The 16,320-nt window shown below is 41.5% G+C and carries 18 protein-coding genes; 9 read left to right on the top strand and 9 right to left on the bottom strand.

What is annotated here, in order from left to right; genetic code table 11:
• Positions 1 to 449: 449 nt before the first annotated feature.
• Positions 450 to 1,151 (top strand): hypothetical protein, encoded by a 702-nt coding sequence (locus tag MSBRM_RS08575; protein ID WP_048122912.1) that lies wholly within the window; start codon positions 450 to 452, stop codon positions 1,149 to 1,151.
• 407 nt (positions 1,152 to 1,558) lie between these two features.
• On the opposite strand, the gene MSBRM_RS08570 is transcribed toward MSBRM_RS08575, so the two are convergent.
• A complete protein-coding gene (locus tag MSBRM_RS08570; RefSeq protein WP_176722119.1) occupies positions 1,559 to 1,948 on the bottom strand; it encodes a hypothetical protein in 390 nt (129 codons plus the stop codon).
• A gap of 366 nt (positions 1,949 to 2,314) precedes the next feature.
• On the opposite strand from MSBRM_RS08570, the gene MSBRM_RS08565 reads away from it, so the two are divergent.
• On the top strand, positions 2,315 to 3,127 hold the full coding sequence (locus MSBRM_RS08565) for a serine/threonine protein phosphatase (RefSeq protein ID WP_048117806.1): 813 nt from the start codon (positions 2,315 to 2,317) through the stop codon (positions 3,125 to 3,127).
• 272 nt (positions 3,128 to 3,399) lie between these two features.
• Here MSBRM_RS08565 and MSBRM_RS08560 read toward each other — a convergent pair whose 3' ends face one another.
• Both MSBRM_RS08560 and MSBRM_RS08555 read right to left on the bottom strand, forming a co-directional pair.
• Complete coding sequence (locus tag MSBRM_RS08560) at positions 3,400 to 4,587, bottom strand: tetratricopeptide repeat protein (protein ID WP_048117808.1); 1,188 nt, start codon at positions 4,585 to 4,587, stop codon at positions 3,400 to 3,402.
• Positions 4,588 to 5,058: 471 nt separating this feature from the next.
• A complete protein-coding gene (locus MSBRM_RS08555; protein ID WP_048117810.1) occupies positions 5,059 to 5,244 on the bottom strand; it encodes a hypothetical protein in 186 nt (61 codons plus the stop codon).
• A gap of 237 nt (positions 5,245 to 5,481) precedes the next feature.
• Here MSBRM_RS08555 and MSBRM_RS08550 point away from each other — a divergent pair, with 237 nt between their 5' ends.
• Positions 5,482 to 5,895 carry an FxsA family protein gene (locus tag MSBRM_RS08550; RefSeq protein ID WP_230629181.1) on the top strand — a complete coding sequence of 138 codons (414 nt, stop codon included), beginning with the start codon at positions 5,482 to 5,484 and terminating at the stop codon, positions 5,893 to 5,895.
• A gap of 257 nt (positions 5,896 to 6,152) precedes the next feature.
• Here the strand turns inward: MSBRM_RS08550 and MSBRM_RS08545 are convergent, their stop codons facing one another.
• Both MSBRM_RS08545 and MSBRM_RS08540 read right to left on the bottom strand, forming a co-directional pair.
• Complete coding sequence (locus tag MSBRM_RS08545; protein WP_048117812.1) at positions 6,153 to 6,869, bottom strand: LrgB family protein; 717 nt, start codon at positions 6,867 to 6,869, stop codon at positions 6,153 to 6,155.
• Positions 6,870 to 6,871: 2 nt separating this feature from the next.
• Positions 6,872 to 7,333, bottom strand: coding sequence for a CidA/LrgA family protein (locus MSBRM_RS08540; protein WP_048117813.1), 462 nt, complete (start codon positions 7,331 to 7,333; stop codon positions 6,872 to 6,874).
• Positions 7,334 to 8,108: 775 nt separating this feature from the next.
• On the opposite strand from MSBRM_RS08540, the gene nifS reads away from it, so the two are divergent.
• The 6 genes from nifS (at position 8,109) to truD (ending at position 14,206) form a co-directional block, all read left to right on the top strand.
• Complete coding sequence (gene nifS, locus MSBRM_RS08535; RefSeq protein ID WP_048117814.1) at positions 8,109 to 9,299, top strand: cysteine desulfurase NifS; 1,191 nt, start codon at positions 8,109 to 8,111, stop codon at positions 9,297 to 9,299.
• Between the two features lie 39 nt (positions 9,300 to 9,338).
• Positions 9,339 to 9,728 (top strand): Fe-S cluster assembly scaffold protein NifU, encoded by a 390-nt coding sequence (nifU, locus tag MSBRM_RS08530; RefSeq protein ID WP_203397927.1) that lies wholly within the window; start codon positions 9,339 to 9,341, stop codon positions 9,726 to 9,728.
• Positions 9,729 to 9,874: 146 nt separating this feature from the next.
• A complete protein-coding gene (gene mptN / locus MSBRM_RS08525) occupies positions 9,875 to 10,918 on the top strand; it encodes a tetrahydromethanopterin:alpha-L-glutamate ligase (protein WP_048155397.1) in 1,044 nt (347 codons plus the stop codon).
• 214 nt (positions 10,919 to 11,132) lie between these two features.
• Positions 11,133 to 11,480 (top strand): peptidyl-tRNA hydrolase Pth2, encoded by a 348-nt coding sequence (pth2, locus tag MSBRM_RS08520; RefSeq protein WP_048117819.1) that lies wholly within the window; start codon positions 11,133 to 11,135, stop codon positions 11,478 to 11,480.
• Positions 11,481 to 11,606: 126 nt separating this feature from the next.
• The gene (locus MSBRM_RS08515) at positions 11,607 to 12,851 is read left to right on the top strand and encodes a transglutaminase-like domain-containing protein (RefSeq protein ID WP_048117822.1); all 1,245 of its coding nucleotides are present in this window, start codon (positions 11,607 to 11,609) and stop codon (positions 12,849 to 12,851) included.
• Positions 12,852 to 12,889: 38 nt separating this feature from the next.
• Positions 12,890 to 14,206 (top strand): tRNA pseudouridine(13) synthase TruD, encoded by a 1,317-nt coding sequence (truD, locus tag MSBRM_RS08510; protein WP_048117826.1) that lies wholly within the window; start codon positions 12,890 to 12,892, stop codon positions 14,204 to 14,206.
• Positions 14,207 to 14,286: 80 nt separating this feature from the next.
• Here truD and MSBRM_RS20270 read toward each other — a convergent pair whose 3' ends face one another.
• From MSBRM_RS20270 to MSBRM_RS21235, 4 genes are all read right to left on the bottom strand, one after another.
• Entirely contained in the window at positions 14,287 to 14,466 is a 180-nt protein-coding gene (locus MSBRM_RS20270) for a hypothetical protein (RefSeq protein WP_141706417.1), read from the bottom strand.
• 65 nt (positions 14,467 to 14,531) lie between these two features.
• A complete protein-coding gene (locus MSBRM_RS08505) occupies positions 14,532 to 15,887 on the bottom strand; it encodes an MATE family efflux transporter (RefSeq protein WP_048117829.1) in 1,356 nt (451 codons plus the stop codon).
• A gap of 4 nt (positions 15,888 to 15,891) precedes the next feature.
• Positions 15,892 to 16,068: a hypothetical protein gene (locus MSBRM_RS21240; protein ID WP_230629182.1), complete on the bottom strand. Its 177-nt coding sequence runs from the start codon at positions 16,066 to 16,068 to the stop codon at positions 15,892 to 15,894.
• A gap of 97 nt (positions 16,069 to 16,165) precedes the next feature.
• On the bottom strand, positions 16,166 to 16,309 hold the full coding sequence (locus MSBRM_RS21235) for a hypothetical protein (RefSeq protein ID WP_230629183.1): 144 nt from the start codon (positions 16,307 to 16,309) through the stop codon (positions 16,166 to 16,168).
• Positions 16,310 to 16,320 lie beyond the last annotated feature (11 nt).

Here is a 16,320-nt window from a genome sequence, read left to right as displayed (position 1 = left end):
TTGCAAAGAGTTAAATGTTGAGTAAGTTCCAATCTCATTTTGGCATTGCAGAATGATCATGTAAAATGAAACAAGTTCAAAGTTGGAGTAAAATAGTAGGCCAACTGTATACGATATGTAATTGAAATACAAAAATTAAAAAAGCAAAATAATATTGGGATAAAACACAAATCTCCAGGAAGTTGCTGGGTAGAAAATTCCGTATCGTGAGATGAATTTTCTTCACGGTATGCAAGAACTTGACTTCAAATTTACAGCAAATTCGAGACACTGCCCATTCCATATCTTTAACTCTATGATATTTTGAATCTTTTGGCTGGAACTGGGCCGGGAACTGTGTCAAATGCAGGGAAAAAACATGAAATTCTTCCATGCGTCATCGGTTAAGCATTAAATTCCCTCTCTTGTATGTGTTTTTTTGTATTAGTAATCTAAATATCTCTGTATCTATGTCTCCTCGTCCCCCACCTACTCTTGAAGACTCTCTTCGGGAAATGTTTCCCGAAGAGTGGTTAAGGCAAACTGCCAAAGAAACTGGTCTTATAGTACGTGAACGTAAAATTGACCCTGTCATTATCTTTTGGGTTTTAACTCTCGGTTTTGGTGCCCGCTTGCAGCGTACACTTGCCAGTTTAAAACGAGAATATGAAACTGAGTCACAAAAAACCATAAGTGATAGCAGCTGGTACTATCGTTTTACTCCAGAACTTGTTGAGTTTCTTCACCAGTGTGTAATTCATGGCATGGAAGAGCTTGCAAAAGAACCTGGTAGGAAACTTAGCAAGAAACTCGAAACCTTCCAGGATGTTGTCATTCAGGACAGCATAATTGTTCGTCTCCATTCCTCGTTAGCAGACAAGTTTCCTGCAGCAAGATCAAGAACAGTAGCTGCAGGAGTAAAAGTTGGAGTTATGGTAAGTGCAGTTGCTAATGGACCTAGAACCGTTGCTCTGTACTCTGAAAAAATGGCTAGATATACACAGTTACGTTGGAGTACAATATTTGCAGAGAATGCATCAGATTTGTTGACAGTAATTTTGCATAGATGTGGAATTCAAAGAACTTTTGAAACGATAATGAGCGTATATGAAAGTCAAGCATTAGATCCTCATGTAAACAGAGAAGAGTTTAGAGATGAATGGTTGGAGTAATAAATGAAAAATTGGATTCAAAAAAAGTAACAGAAGAAGGAAATAAATCCTTAACCGATGACCAATGCATAGTTGCTTTTACATACTGCATAAAAGTACAATAAATCCACGTTTGATTAAAAATCGATAGCGGTAAAAATATGAATTTACGAAAAGTTACTGCGGAAAGTCGGATAAAATATTAAAAAGATCCTTTTACAAAATATTGGAAAAGTATCCTTACTCGAAATCCAGAATAAGAGAGAATGAAAAAGATTACTCTTCTCGAAGTTTCACCTGAAGGATTCTCTATTCGTTTTGATTCTACTTCATTTCATTCGGGACCTGTCTACGTGTAAACTGTATAGTATCCCGGTCATTCACCTGAAAACTTTTCCTGCTCCTTCAGACTATTTATTCCAATCCGTTTAGATCCTTTTTACACGTAAATTGTACCGAGTTTCTACATCATATGTACCTTGAAGTTCTTCTTCATTCAGGATTCCTTTTTCTATCAGTCTGCTGAGATTTTTCCTGTCAACTGATTCAACTATATCCCAGAGATCTTTCTTCATAAGATAGGGTTTTAACTTATTGATGCGCCAGAGTTTCCATTCAACCTTCTGCCGCCTGAGTTCCACATCCCCAACTCTCAATATATTGATCTCTTTTTCTGTGAAGGTGTTTAGGATATGAGTTCTTAATTCCTCTCTGCGCTTTTCCAGAACTGAGATTGCAGAGACAATATCATCGTATTCAAGCACAACATCTGTAAGATCCATATCTTCAGGATCCTGCTCATTGATATCAAGTTCCATAAATTTGTCTCCGTATATGCTGAATAAAGTTTTATAAATAGATGTAATTTATGGATTTTTAATTGTCTGAACGCCTTGTAGTCTGAACTTCTTGTTGTTCACCCAGTTGCCTGAACTTTTAATTGCTTGACCTTTTAAGTTTACATACTTGATTTTAGACTTTGACACTATAAGCCTGCCTTCACAAACAAAAATTAAGAATTTGATGGCATAAGGATGCTGGAAGGATTTCTTCTTGAAGCCTGGAAATATTTATCGCATAAAAATTCCCTGTATCTAAAGAACGCTTTTAGATCAGCTTCCTTAAGAGAGCCCATAAGAATTTCAGATCGACTCTCTAAGAGGAATTTGAACAGAGGTGAGTCCATGGTATCAGGAAAGGTCTCCAGGAAAATTGCCGCAAAGGAAGAACTGCTTCTTCTTCTCCCGAAAATAGACCGAATTTTGGAGTTAGAACCTGCAGTGCTTCGAATTGACGCTGAGCCTATAATGGTTATTGGGGATATTCACGGGGACCTTCAGGCTCTTGAATTCATAATAGAAAAAAGACAAGAAATGAACTGTAAGAATATTCTTTTTCTCGGAGATTACGTGGACAGAGGACCTCAAGGTGCCGAAGTACTTACAAGGGTTTTTCGACTGAAGCTTGAAGAGCCTGAGCACATATTCTTACTCAGGGGAAATCACGAAACTGTGGATATGAACCTCTACTACGGCTTTTTTGAGGAAATCGGTTTCGATCAGGGTTTTCTTCTAAAGGCCAGCCGGACATATGATAAAATGCCAATAGCAGCTGTACTTTCGAGGCATATATTTTGCGTACACGGCGGAATTAACGGAACCGGCAGCATTGATGGCATCAGGAAGGAAGAAGCCTTTGCTTTTCCTTATCTCTGGAATGATCCTTCGAAACGTCCTGGACTCACCGCTTCAACCCGAGGCTCGACTGTAAAAGAGTTCGGGCCAGATATTGTAGACGGCTTTTTACAGACAAATAACCTGAAAAAAATCATAAGAGGTCATACAGCCCTTGAAAATGGGTATAGATGGTGGTTTGATGGAAAATTACTCTCTCTGTTTTCCTGCCCTGACTATGTTGGACTAGGAAATGCGGCTGCTTTTGCGCTATTTGAAAAAGAAGAGATAAAACTGTTCGTCTTCGGAAAGCAGCAGGAATAAAAGAAAACTAACCCGAAGGAAAACAAACTGTAGAGAAAGCTTACTACTCCTATTAAACCGTTACTTCTCCCAAAAAGTCTACATTAGATTGTCCGAATATATCAATCTGTAAGAAGAAAATATGTAAGAAGAAAATATGTAAGAAGAAAATATGTAAGAAGAAAATATGTAAGAAGAAAATCAATAAAAAGTGAAAAAGAAAATGCCGGGTTGGATGTTATTTTGATCAGAATAAGTTAGGGAAAGATCAGATAAAATTCCAGACATTTCTTTTAGTCCAGAATAATCCAGGTTTCGGTCATTTTGCTTCCGATATCCGGATCGAGCTGCATAGCTTTCGTGTATTCCTTTTTGGCTTCGCCAAAGTGCCCCATCTTTCTCATAAGAAGACCGTATCTATAGTGAATAGGGGGATAATAAGGATTCAGGACAAGAGCCTTCTCATACTGATTTTGGGCTTCATCAAAGCGCCCTATCTCCGAAAGAAGGTTTCCGTAACTGTAATGTCCTTCAGCACTATCTGGGTCCAGACTGAGCGCTTTCTTGTATTCCATTTCAGCTTCATATCTCCTTCCAAAGCGAGCCAGAAGATTTGCATAATTGGAATGAACTTTTGCATCGTTCTGATCAATGGCAAGGGCTTCCGTGTATTGTTCTTCGGCTTCTGAAGCTCTGCCTTCTCTTGCAAGGAGATTTCCGTAGTTAAAAAGAGTCCGCCTGTGTCTCGGGTTAAGAGAAAGAGCTTTTCTGTACTCACCTTCGGCTTCTGAAGAGCGCCCCAGGAAAGAAAGTAAAACTCCGCAGTTGTGATGGAGACTTGGGTCTTCAGGATCCAGTTTTATTGCAATCCTGTATTCCTTTTCCGCGTCTCTGAGCCTTCCCAACTCAAAGAGCAGGTTTGCGTATCCACCTCTGGCAGGGACATAGTCAGGATCTGCCGTAAGTGCCTTTGAGTAACGCTCTTCGGCTTCCCTTACGCATCCGTACTCGGTCAAGAGGGAAGCATATCCTGTATTCGCTTTTACATGATCTGGAGAAGCTTCAAGTACCTTTTTATATTCCTTATCAGCAGCCTCTGTCCTTCCAAGGTCTAAAAGGAGTTCGGCATAGGCACACCTTACATCTCCATTTTCTGGATTTTCTGTTAGAGCTTCCAGATAGCTTGCTTCAGCTTCAAGGGAAAAGCCCAGAATATAAGCTGCAGTACCAAGCGCAAAACAGGCTTCTTCACGGAGTTTTCCTGAAGCTCTTATGAAACAGGCTTTTGCGAAAACATATTCTTCCATAAACATTTTCTGCTGCTTACAGGCATTCGAAAGGTCAAGCAAATCATTGGGGGAAAACGATTTTTCATCCGCAAGATCCAGGGCAAAATCGATCGCAGAACACAAATTATTCTGATCGGATCCTATAGTCCCAATAACTTTATATACAAAGTCTTCAATTTTATCAAAGTCCATACATCCGGCACCTCAGAAACACAAACCCTTTTTTGGGGATAGGTAAAACTATCTTTGTAACATCCAGAGTATATTTTACGTTTTATAGAATATATTAGTGTGCTAGTATTGCGTATAATCTTTAGTATAATATTATTTCATTCAACTGTGCGTTAGATCACGAACGTAATATTATAGCAATCATATAACAGACTATCCCTTTTTATCGCTACATAAAATAACTGCTCTCTTAAAGCAACAGTATTTTCCCGACAAAGAAAACTTTGCAGGATAGAAATAGACCTGTTGAGGCAGGGAAAGCAGAAAGAATGGAGTAGTATTTATAAAAATCTAGTGATTATAGTCTCAAACTGAAAAGAAAGCTACGGCAGAAAAACTGAAAGGGAATAGAAGTAAATCAGCCTTAGAGAAGAAAAATTCAGGAATCAGGAAAATAGAATCTTAACTAGGAAAAAGCAGGAAAATGTAATATCAATAGAGCAGACCCGTGGTCTGAAAATCCACCTTGAGACCAAAAATGAAATTTTCAAAGAGAATTTCCAGGGCTGCGCTAACTCCGATTTCCAGCGTCGTTCGCTTTTTAGGAGATTGACCGTTTTTCACGCCCACTGCATTTATCATCTCACTACATTTTTTCATATCTTTTGTATATTTCATGCCTTTTTTCCATTTGGTTTTTTGCCTTTTTTACCTTTTCCTGCTGACTCTCCAGATTTAGTGGTACCGTTTGTATCGAGGTTTAACAAAAGATATATAATTATGGTAGCTTTTGACTGTAAGCTTTAAAAGCATGTTTTAACTATAATTAATGCATAGGAACTGTTAAAAAGTACTTATCAGTACTAATAAAAATATCAGTACTAATAAAGATAACATAAATATAAAATCTTAAAAATGATTAGTATGTTTTTAAAACTCTTCTCGATTTTCCTCATTATCCCCGTTATTGAGCTTTATCTGCTCATCAAAATAGGTGGAGTGATCGGAGCCTTAAACACCGTGCTTATTATCCTTATAACTGCAAGTCTGGGTGCTTACCTTGCAAAATCCCAGGGTCTGCGCGTGCTTCGCGAGATCCAGGATGCAACAAGCAGGGGATATATGCCCGGAAACGAGCTCCTGCACGGATTCTTTGTGTTAGTTGGAAGCTTTGCCCTTATAACTCCGGGTTTTCTAACCGATATAATAGGGCTCTCTATGCTCATACCACAGATAAGAGAAATCTATGTGGAAATGGCAAAAGGGGTTATAAGGAAAAAGATACAGAACGGTCAGTGGCAGATGAGAATGTACACGGATTTCCGATAACCCGGAAAACCCCATTAAAACACCGGGTAAAGTTTATTTGTAGTGTAATATTTTGTAGTGCAATATTTTGTAGTGTAATATTTTGTCCTGAAACCGGAATTTTTACTTAATATTTGAGCTCTTCGTCATTCCCTATTAATAATATGATTTTCGACTCAAGACCACACTGGTATGAGGATATTCACACAAAACAACGAAGAGCCAATATTTGCATCCAAAATCTGATTTTTACTTATTTAAGATCATCTATTTGCCATTCAAATTATAAGCCCGAAGACATAAAGCAGCATGGGAACCAGAAAAACCGTTATTAAGCCTGCGATCCCTATTGCAAGTCCGCTCATTGCCCCTTCGGTTTCTCCAAGTTCTATTGCCCTTGTTGTTCCAAGAGCATGTGATGATGTGCCGATTGCGACACCGACTGCAACTTTATCTTTTATTCGGAAGCAGCGGCAGATAAAAGGGCCCAAAATAGCACCTATAATACCGGTAAATACGATTGCAGCTACTGTTATTGCAGGCAGGCCGCCTATCTGTTTTGAGATTTCAATTCCTATAGGAGTAGTTACGGACTTGGGGGCGAGAGATCTGCTTATGGTATCATCAAGCCCTAACAGGCTGGAAAGAACAAGAATACTTGAGATTCCAGCTATGCAGCCTGCCATTATTCCTGCAAGGATAGGAAGAGCATTGCTTTTCAAGAGCTGAATCTTTTTATAGAGAGGCACTGCAAGAACCACAGTTGCAGGTCCGAGGAAGAAAGAAATATAATTTCCTCCAAGGTTGTAAGTCTCATAATTGATTCCAAAGAATAGAAGGAAAACCATTACAAGTACAGAAGCCACGAGCAGAGGGTTAAGAATCGAAAGCTGGGTCTTCTTATATAATAGCGTGCCTATCTGGAAAGCTACTAAAGAGAGTAAGATCCCAAATAGGGGCATATTGACAAACCCATTCAAAAAATCGGTCTGCAACTTCAGATCACCTCTTCTCTTCGATTCTCACGGGCATGCACATTTTTTGTATTCCTTCCAGATTCGTTATTATTACCTTTATTGCCTATATTTTCTATATGGCTGGCTATTTTTACCGGCTTTTTCCTGAAGAACTTTTGAACAAGTTCCACAGTGAGCCCTGTTACAGCCAGTATTACAAAGGTAGAAATAAGGGAAACTGCAAGAATAGCAGTCAATTTTCCTTCAAGCAGGGCAAAACAGGTTATAAGACTGGCCCCTGCAGGAAGAAAGAAGAAAGCCATGTTTTCAAGTAAAAAATCACTTACTTTGTCTATCATATTGAGTTTAACTATGCCTGTATACAGACTAAAGAAAAGAATGAGCATTCCCAGGACATTGCCTGGAATTGGCAACCCTAAAGCTTTCTGCATCAGGTCACCAAGGAAATAAATGATAAGAATAATTGAGAATTGTTTTAGCAAGGTCGTTTTTCCCTCCCTGATCGAAATAGGACTACAAAATTCCTATATATAATATTTTTGTCTAAAAAATATTGTGTTTTCCGTCTTCCATAAAATCTTGTATTTTCTTCCTTTAACAAAAATGAGTTCATCTATTACTCAGAAAACGGAGGAAATATAGCGAAAACAGGGTTACTAGAAAAACAAGGTTACTGGCAAGCCTGTTAATTGCAGTTACCTTACTCGTGAACTACACCATAAGCTAAAGACTTAGGGGCTTCCTGAGTCATCCTCCCAACCAATGTTAACGAGTCATACAGGCTCTAGCCCCGAGTTCCAAAGGTGAAATAGAATATGAGCATGAGATTATACTTGAGATGTCTTTCGACTTCCGGTTTTTTCCGGCTTAACGTTCCCGATCCCTTCAGGTATGAGAGATATCCTGTTCTCCAACTCCCTCAACTTGGTTTTCGTATTTTGGGTTGCGGTGTCAGTATCTATAAACATATTTATGTTAATAATATAAGTAAGGTTATAAAATCAATAACAGGCGAACGTAAGTAAGTTGACGCTTATATTCCCTGAGCTAAAGGCACATGTGGTTTTATTCTTCATCATATAAATACAGGTCTGACTGATCGTCGAACAGTAAATTAGAATCAGCAATCAGCTACATCATTCAGATGCTCTTTTATAAGACGATCGTTTTAAAAACTTTGCCGGAAAAAATCCAAAAATAGGACTATGCAATAAATTCATATTGCGTAAACCCCTATTTTCATAGAGGGGGGTTCTGATGAGAGAAAAGCGCTTTGTTTACATGGACCACGCAGCCACCACTTTCACAAAACCTGAAGTGTTTGAAGCTATGCTGCCTTTTTTGAAAGAACATTTCGGAAACCCTTCTTCCCTGTATTCAATAGGGAGAGAAGGTAAAGAGGCAATAGAGACCGCCCGTGAGCAGCTTGCAAAGGCTCTGGGAGCTAGTCCTGAGGAAATATATTTCACCTCTGGAGGAACCGAGTCCGATAACTGGGCTATTAAGGGAACGGCTTTTGCCAGAAGAAAGAAAGGAAAACATATCATTACCACACCAATTGAACATCATGCAGTGCTTTACCCTTGTAAGTACCTGGAGACTCAGGGTTTTGATGTGACTTACCTGCCTGTAGATAGTTATGGGCTTATAGACCCTGCAGAAGTTGAAGCTGCAATTAGAGATGATACTATCCTGATCTCGGTGATGTATGCGAATAATGAAATCGGGACAATAGAGCCTATTCATGAGATAGGCGAGATCGCAAGAGAATATGAGATTCCTTTTCATACTGATGCCGTTCAGGTAATTGGTAAAATCCCTCTTGAGATGAAAAAGAAAGAAAAGAATGTTGACATGCTTTCCCTTTCTTCTCATAAGTTCTATGGGCCCAAAGGAATAGGAGCGCTCTATCTGCGGGAAGGGACAGAAATCGACAACTATATGCACGGAGGAGGCCAGGAGCGCAAAAAGCGAGCAGGAACCGAGAATGTGGCAGGTATTGTAGGATTGGGAAAAGCAATAGAACTTGCAACAGGAAATCTTGAAAAGTATAATGAAAAAATGAAAAGACTGAGAGACCGCCTCCTTGAAGAAGTCATGAAAATTCCTGACTGCAGGCTTAACGGACACCCGGAAAAATGCCTTTCGAACAACCTGAATTTCAGTTTTGAATACATCGAAGGCGAGTCTCTGCTTCTCATGCTTGACGAGATGGGGATCTGCAGTTCCACAGGGAGTGCCTGTTCCTCAGGTTCGCCTGAGCCCTCGCATGTGCTCAGGGCAATAGGGCTGCCTCCGGAAATAGCTCAGGGTTCCCTTCGTCTGACCCTTGGAGATGATAATTCCGAAGAAGACATTGATTATGTACTTGAGGTCTTGCCTGAAACCGTCGAAAAGCTCAGAGCTATGTCTCCTTTCTATAAACCTGAAAACGCGTGTAAAAAATAAATCGTAAGTGCACAGGAATATGAAAACAGGGGGAGTTTTGTGTACAATAAAAAGGTCATGGATCATTTCATGAACCCAAGAAATGTAGGGGAAATTAAGGATGCTGACGGGGTTGGAGAAGCTGGAAATCCACATGGGGACCATATGAAGATTTTCCTGAAAATTCGGGATGACCGAGTTGAAGATGCGAAGTTTAAGACTTTCGGGTGTGCAGCAGCAATTGCGTCCAGTAGCATGGCAACCGAACTGATAAAAGGCAAAACCCTTGCGGAAGCCTGGGAACTTACAAACGAGGCCGTTGCCGAGGCTCTCGAAGGACTGCCGCCAGGCAAGCTGGAATGTTCAGTTATTTCCAGGGAAGCAATCCACAGTGCAATAAATGAATATCGAAGAAAACATGGGCTTGAGAACCTTTCTGAGCAGACCTGATAGAAGGGAAAGAAAAAACAAGTTCAGATCTCATGTATTTCAAATCTCGTATATTTCAGATCTTATGTATTTCAGATATCAGATATTTTAGATACGATATACTTCCAGATCGTAAACTTGATCTTGTATTCTCCCGATGATGAGCTATGAAAAAAATAGGGATTGTCATCACTGACCCGGAAGACTGGACAGCCAGAGCACTTACTGACGCAGCGAGAAAAAAAGGTTTTTCTCCTTTTGTTCTGGACCTTAGGGATGCAGATGTCAGCATGAATTCTACAGCTTGGGAATCGAAAGCTGAAGAATCAAACGTGGTCTTCAAAGTGGGAGATATAAAACTCTCTGACCTTGACGCGATAATTGTAAGAGATGTGGGTGCAGGAGCTTTCGAAGGTGTGTCTTTCAGGTTTGATATCCTGCGTGAACTGGAAGACGAAGGAATCCCTGTTGTCAATTCCCCAGAAGCTATCCGTAATGCCGCAAATAAATACCATGCTTCTTATCTTCTGGCAAAAGCCGGACTGCCCGTACCCAGAACCGTAGCCGTACAGGATATGGAAGCAGCCCTGAAGGTAATATCAAGATTTGGAGACGCCGTCATTAAGCCTGTTTTTGGATATAAAGGAAAGGATATTGCAAGAGTAAGGAACGGCGAAGTCCGGTTTTCGGATCGAAAAATAGAATCTTCATCCCTGGAAGCAATTCTCAATCAGCTGCTTGAAGAGAGAGGTATGCTGTATATCCAGGAGTTCATAGAGAATCCGGGAAGAGATATCAGGGCCTTTGTTGTTGACGGTAGGGCTATTGGAGCAATTTACCGTAAAGCAGCATCTGGCTCCTGGGTCAATAACCTGAGTCAGGGAGGAAGTGCAGACCGGTGTGTGCTCACAGAAGAACAAAAAGAAATTGCTGAGAAGGCTGCCCTGGCAGTGAACACGACTTTTGCCGGTGTTGATATTATAGAAGGGCTGACTGATGATAATCTTAGCAAAGGACTAACTGATGATAATCTTAACGAAGTAATAACTGATAATAATCTTTGCGAAGAAACTAAGATTCATTACGGCCAAACTGAGGGAAACCCTAAAATTCTTGAAGTCAATGGAACACCATCAGGAAAAGGTATTTTTGATGCATGGGGAATAAATACGGCAGAGTATATTATAGAATACATCGAAAAAACTTTATGAAATAATTATAAATGATGCTGCCCATAATATCAAATAAACCGATTCGAATTTCATGGATTTCTAAAAATTGTTTAATTTAATACTTCAGGCCCGGATCGATCACAAGATAGATGATCAAAAATGAACATGAAAACCGGGATATAAAGTCGATCCGGATACCTTCATCGAAAACATTTAAGAAACAGACGGACCTTCAATAAACCCGAGGCAAAAGATGAGTGAATATAAACAGTGTATAGTTTCCCGGGAAGACCTGAAGCTTTCCAAAGGCAAGTTTGCAGTACAGGTAGCTCACGCTGCTATTTCTGCTTCTGAATGGGCAAGCAAAAGTGATCTTGAAAAATGGAAGGAAGGCGGGCAGAAAAAAATTGTTCTTAAAGTCCCTACCCTTAATGACCTGTATGAACTCAAGGAAAAAGCAAGAAGGGAAGGGCTACCTACTGCTCTTATACAGGACGCAGGACTTACAGAAATTCCACCGGGAACCGTTACAGTCCTCGGAATAGGGCCGGCAAAAGAAGAGCTTATAGATAAAGTTACGCGGGACCTTAAACTTGTTTAAGTCTCAAGAGCCTGAAAGTTAGGTTTGGGAAAATTGGACTAGAATCAAACCGAGCCGGAGCTATGGATGCAATAGCTCTTCCGATCAGGAAAGAGGTTCCGCCTGTGTTTGATTAGGGAGGAAACCATGAGGAATTCAAAGGCTTCAGGAAGAAGAGGGATAGCCTCAATAATTACTGTTTTATGCATCTGCTTTGTACTCGCTGCACTCACCGGAATACTGTCTTCGGATTCAATTGAGAGTTTCAGAGAAGAAGTAACAGGTTATATATCCTCAGGCCCGGATTCCGAAAGCCAGGAAAGTGTTTATACACCTCAACCGGCTTTATTTACTTTCCCGGCAACACCCACATACTCCATCAGGAAAAGCGAACTCACCCCCATCCTGAGAACTCCGTTGCAGCCTGGCTTCTCCCTAAACAGCAACTACCAAACTTCAGATTTTTACCAGGGGAGAATGGGCTATGCCAGAATCAACATTAAAAACGAAGGTCGAAACCCTATTTTTATAGATAGGTACGGGGTTTCGGTTAATGCCTCCAAAAGCCGGATTTATTCAGAGGACTGCGGAGTTTTGGTCAATCCCGGTGAAGAGCAGTATCTAGGAGTAATCGCGATTCAGATCCCTGAAGAAAAAAAAGCAAATTTCAGTATTGTCCTCTGGCTGCTTGCCTCGACCTCGGAAGGAAAATGGCACGACTACGGATCTTATCCTCTGAAAAACTTTACTGTAAACCTGAAGCCAATGCCAGAAAAATCAAATCCAGTATACCGAGACAATCCTTCGCCTTACTTTGAGACCATAAACAAACTTGTGGAGCCAGCCGAACCTGCTATAAGGGAAAAGGCAGTCCAGGTGGCTCGCTCATATCCGGGAGCATATAATATCTATCAGGTCTGTGCCCTCTTTGACGTGGTAAAAGAGAAAGTCGAATACGTAAGTGACCCAAGAGGTAATGACATCTGGGAGCCAGCTAACGTTACCCTTAGAATGGGAGCCGGGGATTGTGAAGATCAAGCAATTCTCCTTTCATCCATGCTCGAGGCTGTAGGAGGCACAACCCGGGTCTACCTGACCAATACTCATGCCTTTGCAGCGGTATATATAGGCAATGGAACCGCTGCGACAGATGCTGCAGTCAGAGGCGTAAGGGCCTATTACGGAAACGTTGATGTAAATTACCTGACAGACGAATACGGTTCCTGGCTGATGCTCGACCCGACTTCAAGCCTTTATGCAGGTGGGCTTCCCGGAAAAACGGCCCCTGCGAAAGTTAAAGCTGCTGAAGGAAACGAAACATATAGAAGCTGGACCTTTGTAGATACGAATGAAGTAAAAGCTATTGATATCAACCCCAGGTGGTCTTTATAACTTTCACAACACACGTAATAGAGGGGTGTTTTTAACCCATGCAAGTGCCGGAAATTGAAAAACAGATCGGAATAAATCTTTACTCCACGGATACTGACGGCCTTGGAGGGCAACTTCGGCAGGAAGTGGAGGATTTTATTGTTAAAGAAATTACGAATCGAGAGGAAGGACAGGAAGGGAAATACCTTATTCTTGAGCTCGTAAAGCGAGACTGGGATACACATCACCTGACCCGGACTCTCGCAAAAATCCTCAAGGTAAGCCAGAAGCGAATCAGCGTTGCAGGCACAAAGGATAAACGTGCACTTACCACTCAGAAAATCAGTATTTTTGATATTGATGCCCAGGAAATTGAGAAGATCCATTTAAAAGATGTAGAGCTGAAAGTCCTCGGCCACTCCCGAAAATCCGTTGAACTCGGAGACCTGTGGGGAAACAATTTCAGAATTACCATCCGGAATATTACCCATTCGAGTGAGGAGACACACAAACTGCTCGAAAAGACCACAAACGAGATCTTGGCTCAGAACGGTGTTCCTAACTTCTTCGGGATCCAGCGCTTCGGCTCGGTACGTCCTGTCACGCATCTGGTAGGAAAAGCCATTGTTGAGGGAGATTTTGAAAAAGCTGCCCTGCTTTATATTGACGAACCCTTCCCTGATGAACCGGAAGAGACACGGAAAGCCCGCCAGTTTGTTAAAGAGACCCTCGATTTCAAAGAAGGCCTGAAAATCTATCCTCTACACCTTGGGCATGAAAGAGCAATGATGAACCATCTGATCGCAAACCCGGATGACTTTGCAGGAGCTTTTCTTGTTCTCCCGAAAAACCTTTACAGGATGTTTGTGCATGGCTACCAGTCCTACATATATAACACGATCCTGTGCAGGAGGATCGAAAAAGGCCTTCCCTTAAACGAGGCTGTAGAAGGCGATGTTGTCTGTTTCAAGAATGAGCATGGCCTGCCGGATTCTTCAAAAACCGAAAAAGCCACCGCAGAAACCGTAAATGCCATGAACCGCCTGATTAAGAAAAAACGGGCCTTTATAACCGCTCCCCTTCCGGGCTATAGTACAGAATTTGCGTCAGGCGTTCCGGGAGAGATCGAACAGGCAGTTCTCGAGGAACTCAAAGTTCCTCTGCAAGGCTTCAATATAGAAGAAACTCCTGAGATGAGCTCGAAAGGCATAAGGCGAGAAATCCTCCTTCAGGTTGAGCCGAAGTTTGAGGTTGCTGAAGACGAACTAAACCCCGGAAAGTCAAAAGCTGTGCTTGAGTTCATGCTGCCAAAGGGAAGTTACGCAACAACCATGCTGCGGGAGTACATGAAGGTAGATCCTCTGCAAATGAGTTGAGAACTCAAAACAAGCCGGGTTGGAGAAAAATAAGGCTAAAGTAAAAAAGAGCTGTTAAGTAAGGCAGCTCTCTACTCTTTTTACAGGGCAGCCGCCTGTGTCCCAAAACCTCGTGTTACAGACCTGTGCCCGTAACGCTCACAATAGAAGTAATTAGTTATGATTAGCTTTGAAAAAAAGCGATTTTTTTGCTCCTTCAATACTATGGTCTTAAACTCCATATTCAGGGAGATTCTGACAGTAGTGTTCATAGGAGGCATATGGAAAGAGACCCAGTTTAATCTTCGTTGGTAGTTAATACAATTTCAGAAACAGGGAAGTTTCCTTACTCACTTACAGCTATTCCATTCTTGAGAAAACCGAACTCTTTCCAGAGCAAGCCCAGCACGACCAGGAACATAAGAAATTCCGCAGCCGGGGTTGCAAGCCATACCCCATTAAGGTCAAGTAAAGGAGGTAAAATCCAGAGTAGAGGAAGGAGGAAGAGAAAAACTGTTCCTAGCTGGATGAAAAGAGCATATCTGATTTTGTTTATTGACTGGAAATATACGGAACCCAGCATAACCGTCCCGTGAGTAAGGAGGGCAAACACGAAAATCTCCATTCCATTAAGAGTAATTTCCAGGAGTTTGGGGCTGTCGCGATTGAAGATGAGAATAAACTGTTCCGGATACATAGAGAGAAGCATAAAACCAATCAATCCGGCCACAAGGCAAGAGATAACAGCTATCTTCAAGGTCCCTGCAACCCGGGAATAACAACGGGCCCCGTAATTAAAACCGATGATTGGCTGGGTACCGACTGCTATTCCTTCAAAAATCAAGGAGAAAATCGAGAAGACGTAACCTATAATTCCATAGCCTGAAACAGCGAGTTCCGAGCCGTAACTGAGCAGCATATACTCGTTCGCAAAGAGCAGGACAAAAGTTGAAAACTGCATTGCAAAGGAAGGAAAACCTGTTCTCATAATTCTGATAATTATTTTCGGCTCCAGAGAGAGGGAACGGGGGTTTAGTTTCAGCCCAGCCCATCCGCTGAAAAAATACAGAGCTAATAGAATTCCGGAAAGAGAGAAAGCAATAACCGTAGCTATTGCAGCCCCGGTAACCCCCATTTCCATTCGCATGACAAATAAGTAGTCAAGAACCATGTTTACAAGAACACTCGCAACCACACATGTCATAGCAAGTCTTGGTTTCCCATCATTTCGTACAAGAGGTTCGAGAGCAATGGACAGAATCAGGAGTATCGAGCCTGAGAATAGGACTCTAAGATAACTATTTGCCATGCTAAAGACTGGACCAGAAGCTCCCAGGAGGTGGAGATAAGATTCCGAGAAAGCTAGCCCGATGGAGGTGAGCCCTATTCCCACGAACAGAAGCATGGGAAAAGCATTATTTATAAGCCTGAGGGCTTCCTGCCGATTAGCTCTGCCAAGAGCCAGGGCCACAAGGCTTGAAGTCCCGATCCCGATCATCTGTCCCACAGCAATTATGGCTAGAAGTGCGGGAAATGCAAGAGTCACCCCTGCAAGCCCCTGGCTGCCCACGGAGTTTCCGATAAAGAAACCGTCAATAACTCCCTGGATTCCAGCAACAATCAACCCGATGGTTGCCGGGAAAACGAATTTCAGGAAAAGCTTCCCTAAGCTTGCAGACCTCATTTCACTTTCATCTGTCATACTTTTACCTCATCAAGCCATTAGCTATATTCTCAAAGAGTCTCTCCATAACCTCAAATTCTTCTTCATACAGAATTTCCCGGATCTTTTCATAGAACCTCATATCGGCCCAATATTCGATCTCAACTACCTTTTTTCCATTATCGGCAAGTTCAAACAGGCAGACCTTTCCATCTTTCATGGAAGCCTTTGTTTTCAGCAGACCTTTTCCGCCATTATAGAAACCATGTTGCTGGCAGAGGGTTTGCTGACCTCCATGGTCTTTGCCAGTTCAGAGATCATGGGATTGCCCATGGAATTAATTTCCTGAGATAGAGGAAGACATTGCAGGTAATATCTCTGTATTCCTCTAAGAATTTACATTCTTTTAAATTTTTTTGATAATAATGGTCCATTTTTTCAAGAAGCCTGGAAATTTCCATTTTTGCTCCCC

The organism is Methanosarcina barkeri MS (genome assembly GCF_000970025.1).
In the GTDB taxonomy this organism is placed as follows: Archaea; Halobacteriota; Methanosarcinia; order Methanosarcinales; family Methanosarcinaceae; genus Methanosarcina; species Methanosarcina barkeri.
This window is presented reverse-complemented; position numbering and strand designations above follow the sequence as displayed.